The organism is Nocardioides sp. CPCC 206348, assembly GCF_048654705.1.
GTDB lineage: Bacteria > Actinomycetota > Actinomycetes > Propionibacteriales > Nocardioidaceae > Nocardioides.
In genome coordinates this window covers 3,034-9,221 of the sequence record NZ_JBMCZA010000168.1, presented here as the reverse complement: position 1 = coordinate 9,221, position 6,188 = coordinate 3,034, and the positions used below count along the sequence as shown (strand labels likewise).

General features: G+C 68.0%; 5 protein-coding genes. 4 read left to right on the top strand and 1 reads right to left on the bottom strand.

Annotation, left to right across the window (positions count from 1 at the left end; all coding sequences use genetic code 11):
• On the top strand, window positions 1–830 hold an 830-nt coding region (locus tag ACOADB_RS13200; protein ID WP_378599229.1), incomplete at its 5' end, for a hypothetical protein.
• Window position 831: 1 nt separating this feature from the next.
• On the opposite strand, the gene npdG is transcribed toward ACOADB_RS13200, so the two are convergent.
• The gene (gene npdG, locus ACOADB_RS13195) at window positions 832–1,548 is read right to left on the bottom strand and encodes an NADPH-dependent F420 reductase (protein WP_378599226.1); all 717 of its coding nucleotides are present in this window, start codon (window positions 1,546–1,548) and stop codon (window positions 832–834) included.
• 95 nt (window positions 1,549–1,643) lie between these two features.
• Here npdG and ACOADB_RS13190 point away from each other — a divergent pair, with 95 nt between their 5' ends.
• The 3 genes from ACOADB_RS13190 to ACOADB_RS13180 all read left to right on the top strand — a co-directional run.
• Window positions 1,644–2,681, top strand: a complete 1,038-nt coding sequence (locus ACOADB_RS13190; protein ID WP_378599221.1) for an LLM class F420-dependent oxidoreductase — start codon at window positions 1,644–1,646, stop codon at window positions 2,679–2,681.
• Window positions 2,681–3,829: an acyl-CoA dehydrogenase family protein gene (locus ACOADB_RS13185; protein WP_378599218.1), complete on the top strand. Its 1,149-nt coding sequence runs from the start codon at window positions 2,681–2,683 to the stop codon at window positions 3,827–3,829. The genes ACOADB_RS13190 and ACOADB_RS13185 overlap by 1 nt, the downstream gene beginning before the upstream one ends.
• A gap of 169 nt (window positions 3,830–3,998) precedes the next feature.
• Window positions 3,999–6,188 (top strand): MMPL family transporter (locus tag ACOADB_RS13180; RefSeq protein WP_378599215.1); only part of this gene is annotated, 2,190 nt, incomplete at its 3' end.

Sequence of the window (6,188 nt, the reverse complement as noted above, 5' to 3'; positions counted from 1 at the left end):
TCTGGAGCGTCAACGGCGACGGTTCCGACCGGGCGAGTGACCCGGCCGAACCGCCGCCCGTCACCTGCCCTGCCGTCCCGGCCGCCGGCTTCCCCGACGGGGCCACCGGCAAGGTCGGCGAAGGTGTTCGGCCAGGTGCCGTCTCCGCGCGCCTCTGCCAGGGCGCGGGCACCGAGTTCGACGTACCGGACGACGCGCTGGTCACGGGCGTCGACGAGCTCACGGACACCGTCAACGGGCTCGACGCCTACCCGGCATCGGGACCGAACACCGCCTGCACCATGGACCTCGGGCCGGGCTACCAGATCGTGTTCGGCTACCTCGACGGTTCGACCGTCGTCGTCGCGGGCGAGCTCTACGGCTGCCACACGGTCACCGTCGGCAACGACGACTTCCGCAGCGATCCCGAGGCACTGTGGGCCCGCTACAGCGCGTTGCTCCGCCAGCAGCGCGACGCTTCCAAACCACCGGCGACCACCCCCGCCGCCGACCTCTCCTGCAATCCCCAGCCGTCGCCGGTGGGGCGTGCGGCCGACATCACCGAGGCGGTCTACTGCTCCGACGGTCCCGGACCGGCCATCCCCATCCCCGCAGCGGATCTCGCGGTGCTGGTGGCCGACATGCAGACTTCGGAACCGGCCGGCATCACGCCCGCCTGCTACACGCCCGGCCGGATCGTCGGGCAGACCTCGTGGGGCGACACGGTCCAGACGTCTGCGCTGTGCGGTGGCGACCGGTGGGCGATGGAGGACGACCTCGCCTGGAACGTCAGTACCGCCAGCAAGGCGATCCTCGATCGCCTCGCCGGCGAGTTCGCGCAGGCGCCGTAGGTCAGTGGGCGTCGAGTCCCGACACCCGGATGCCCGCGTGCACCTTGTACTTCCGGTTGATCGAGATGAGTACGGCGGTGAAGGGCTCGAGCACGCGAGCGAGCCGCAGCTTGCCGCCGTCGATGCCCTCGCGGCCCGTGACGGAAGCGGCGAGGTCGATGGCGACCTGCTTGCCCTCGACCGAGTCGCCGACCACGATGACGTCCTCGTCGAGGAAGTCGTCGTCGCTCCAGAGGCCGACCGCGGAGACGTTGTGGAACGCACCGACCACGGTCGCGTCGGGTGCGAGCTCCTGGGCTGACTCGGCAGCGGAGCCCTCGCCCCCCTTGACGACCTGACCGTGCGCGCCGCGCTTGTCGAAGGCCAGCGGGTTGACGCAGGAGATGACGGTCTTGCCCGCGAGCGCCCCGTCAGCAGCCAGCGACGCGACGAGGTCGTCGTGGCCGTCGTACGGAACGGCCAGCAGGACGACGTCGGCGGCCGCGATCGCGTCGGCGTTGGTGGCGCCACGAGCGGCACCGGCACCGGCCACGCCCTCGAGGCGCGAGGTCACCTCGGCCGCGGAGACCTCGGCCTTCTCGGCGGCGCGGGAGCCCAGCACGATGTCGTGACCGTGGCGTGCGAAGCGGTAGCCCAGGCCCTTGCCCTGGGGGCCGGTGCCACCGATGACGGCAACGGTGTAGCGAGGAATTTCACGGGCAGCAGCGTCAGTTGTCACGGGATCTACCTAACAGGGAAGCGGAGCGGGCGGCGACCGGCGTCCCGATGACGAGACCCTTGCGATCGTGACAGTAATACTGTCACAGTGGGCCCATGAAGCTTTCGATGCCACTCATCTATGCCGGAAATCCCCGTGAGTCCGCCGACCAGGTCGTCGCGCTCGAGAAGGCCGGACTGGACATGATCTGGGTGGCCGAGCCGTACGGTTTCGACGCCCCCACCCTGCTCGGCTACCTCGCCGCCAAGACCGAGACGGTCGAGATCGCTGCCGGCATCCTCAACGTCTACTCCCGCACCCCCGGCGCCCTGCTCCAGACCGCTGCCGGCCTCGACAACGTCTCCGGCGGCCGCGCCGTGCTCGGCCTCGGAGCCTCCGGCCCGCAGGTGATCGAGGGATTCCACGGCATCGCCTACGACCGCCCGTTGACGCGCACCCGCGAGGTCATCGAGGTGCTCCGGATGGGCCTGCGCGGCGAGCGCCTCGACTACCAGGGCAAGACCCTCCAGGTCCCCCTGCCCGAAGGCCAGGGCCTCGGCCTCGGCAAGCCGCTGAAGCTCCTCAACCGCCCCGAGCGCGCCGACCTCCCGATCTGGGTTGCCGCGCTCGGCGACAAGAACGTCGCAATGACCGCCGAGGTCGCCGACGGCTGGCTGCCGTTCCTCTACTTCCCCGAGAAGGCCCAGCAGGTGTGGGGCGATCCCCTGGCTCGCGGTGCCGCGAAGCGCTCCGCCGACCTCAAGCCGCTGGAGATCTGCGCCGGCGGCATGGTCGCGATCGGCGAAGGCCCCGAGACCAAGGCATTCCTCGACTTCATGCGCCCGTTGTATGCCCTGTACGTCGGCGGCATGGGTGCGCGCGACAAGAACTTCTACAACCAGCTCGCCTGCGAGTACGGCTTCGAGAAGGAGGCCAAGGAGATCCAGGACCTCTACCTCTCGGGCAAGAAGAAGGAGGCCGAAGCACTGGTCCCCCTCGAGTGGCTCGAGGCCGGCAACCTGGTCGGCCCGGCGTCGTACGTCAAGGAGCGGATCGCCGCGTTCAAGGAGTCGGGCGTGACCAACCTGTCCGTCTCCCCCGCCTCCGAGGACCCCGCCGCCACCATCGCGCAGATCAAGGAGTGGGTGTCCTGATGCCGGACCGCCCCACGATCTACGAGACCGAGCACGAGGACTTCCGCAAGACGGTCCGCACCTTCATGGAGCGCGAGGTGAAGCCGTTCCACGACCAGTGGGAGAAGGACGGCGTCGTCGACCGCGAGCTGTGGCGCAAGGCCGGCGCTGCCGGGCTGCTGGGCTTCGAGGTTCCAGAGGAGTACGACGGCCCGGGGATCAAGGACTTCCGCTACAACGCCGTCGTGGCGGAGGAGCAGGCCCGCGCCGGGGCGAGTGGTCCGGGCTTCTCGGTCCACACCGACATCATCGTTCCGTACCTCATCGCGATCGGGAACGACGAGCAGAAGAAGCGGTGGCTGCCCGGCACGGTGTCCGGCGACATCATCACGGCGATCGCCATGACCGAGCCCGGCGCGGGATCCGACTTGCAGGGCATCCGGACCACGGCCGTCGACAAGGGCGACCACTACGTCCTCAACGGCTCGAAGACGTTCATCAGCAACGGCATCCTGTCCGACCTCGTCATCGTGGTCGCCAAGACCGACCCTGACGCCGGTGCGCGCGGCATCAGCCTGCTGGTCGTCGAGCGCGGCGTGGAGGGCTTCCACCGCGGTGCGAACCTCGAGAAGCTCGGCCTGAAGGCGCAGGACACCGCCGAGCTCAGCTTCGACAACGTCGTCGTGCCCAAGGCGAACCTCCTCGGCGAGGAGGGCCAGGGCTTCATCTACCTGATGCAGAACCTGCCCCAGGAGCGGATCTCGATCGCCTGCATCGCGATCGCTGCGATCGAGCACGTCCTGGACCTCACCCTCGACTACGTGAAGACGCGCGAGGCGTTCGGCAAGCCGATCGGGAAGTTCCAGAACACCCGCTTCACACTGGCGGAAATGGCCACGGAGGCCTACATCGCGCGGGTGTTCGTCAACCACTGCATCGAGCAGCTGAACAAGGGCGAGGTCGACACCTCGCTCGCGTCGATGGCGAAGTGGTGGACCACGGAGCTGCAGAAGAAGATCGTCGACCAGGGCCTGCAGATGCACGGCGGCTACGGCTACATGCTCGAGTACCCCATCGCGAAGGCGTACGCCGACACGAGGATCCAGACGATCTACGGCGGCACCACCGAGATCCAGAAGGAGATCATCGGCCGGTTCCTCGGCCTCTAGATCCGCACCACCGCACGGCCCTCGAATGTCACATTCGGGGGCCGTTCGGTGTCTGGTGAGCGGCGGGACGGCAAAAGTTCCCGCCCGGCGATGATTCCGGGGTTCCCTCAGGGTCAGATAGGGAGAAATCCTGATGCCGTTGTCGGTCCTCACTGGAAGAGTTCTGCCCATGCACCGTCAGATCGCCGGAAAGCTGACCGGCCCCATCACCAAATGGATCGTTGCGGTCGTCGTCATCTTCGCGGCCCTCGCCCTCGCCCCCCTCAACGCCAAGCTGGTCGACGTCCAGAACAACGAGGCGTCCTCCTGGCTCCCCGCCTCAGCCGAGTCCACCAAGGTCCTCGAGGAGCTGTCCGACTCCGTCGACCCCAACGACATCCCGACCCTCGTCGTCTACCACCGCAAGGGTGGCCTGACCGACGCCGACCTCGCAGCGATGGACAAGCAGGCGGCGAAGATCGCGGCCGACGTCAAGGGCGTCACCGACGACAACGACGACGGCAAGGCCGACGTCTTGTCGCCCAACGTCGCCGAACAGCTAAACCTCCCCCAGCAGCTGCAGTCCACCGACGACGACGTCGCCTACCTGTACCTCGTGCTCAACTTCGGCGACGAGGGCTGGAACGCCATCCCGGACGCGGCCGACGAGATCCGTGACATCGCGAGGATCGACGGCGTGACCGTGCACCTGGCCGGCTTCGGCGGCCAGGCGGCCGACTCGGCCGAGTCGTTCGAAGGCATCGACACTGACCTGATCTTCCTGACGTTGCTCGCCGTCGTCATCATCCTCCTGCTCACCTACCGCAGCGCAGTCCTCTGGATCCTGCCGGTGCTCTGTGCCGTCTTCGCGAACTTCATCGCCACCGGCATCGTCTACCTCCTCGCGAGGTACGCCGACCTCACCGTGAACGGCCAGAGCCAGGCGATCCTGAGCATCCTGGTGATCGGCGCCGGCACCGACTACGCCCTGCTGCTCGTCGCTCGTTACCGCGAGGAGCTGCGCCGCCACGACAACCGTCACGAAGCGATGTCCTTCGCCCTGCACCGCGCGGCACCGGCCATCCTCGCCAGTGCGGCCACGGTCTGCATCGGCATGCTCTGCCTGGTCTTCGCCGAGCTGAACTCCACGGCCGGCCTCGGTCCGGTCGTCGCGGTCGGTATCGCTGCCACCTTCCTGGTGATGGTCACGCTGCTCCCCGCACTGTTGGTGATCTGCGGTCGTTGGGTCTTCGGCCCGACGAAGGAGAACCACCGCGCCTGGGTCAAGACCGGCGCCGGCATGCTCGTGGGCGGCATCGTCGTGTCTGCGCTCGGCGTCGTGCTGGGCAAGCAGGACGGCGACGCGGCCGGGACGATCGGCGGGCTGCTCTCCGGCCTCGGCGGATTCGCCGCCTTCATCGGCCTGCTCGTCCTCATCCAGGTCGGGATCGAGCACTGGACCGGCGTGCACAGCCGGCCCGACTTCGGCTCCGCCGAGCCGACGAGCTCCGGCCTGTGGGCGAAGGTGGGCAACGCCATCAAGCCGCGCCCCCGCACCGTCTGGGTGGTCACCACCGGGCTGCTCCTGGTCGCCTGCCTCGGCCTGTTCCGCCTGGACACGGGCGGCCTGTCGACCGAGGACACCTACACGAAGGAGTTCGACTCCATCAAGGGCCAGAAGCTGCTCGAGGAGCACGGCCTGCAGGACGCCTCCAACACGATCCAGGTCGTTGCCAACACCGACCGGATCGACGCGGTCGAGCAGTCGCTGAGCGGAATCGACGGACTGGGCGCTCCCGAGGCGGCCGTTCCGATCGCTGACGGTCGGTCGTACTTCGAGGCCACCATCTCCGCGGACATCTCGTCCCAGAAGGCGTTCGACATCGTCGAGGCCAGCCGGGATGCGGTGCATGCCGTCGACGGGGCCGATGCGATCGTCGGTGGAGGCTCGGGCTTCTACCTCGACACCAAGGTCGCAGCGAACCGCGACAACCTGGTGATCATCCCGCTGGTCCTCGTCGTGGTGTTCCTGATCCTCCTGGCACTGCTGCGGGCCGTGGTCGCTCCGGTGATCCTGATCGCCACCGTGGTGCTGTCGTTCGGAGCCGCGGTCGGCATCTCTGCGCTGCTGTTCGAGTACGTCTTCGGCTTCGCCGGATCCGATCCAGGATTCCCGTTGTTCGCGTTCGTGTTCCTGGTCGCCCTGGGCATCGACTACAACATCTTCCTGATGACCCGCGTCCGCGAGGAGACCGCGATCCACGGGACACGGTCCGGCTCGCTGATCGCCCTGTCCTCCACGGGCGGTGTGATCACCTCGGCCGGTCTCGTCCTCGCCGCAACGTTCCTGATCCTGGGTTCGCTGCCGCTGGTATTCCTT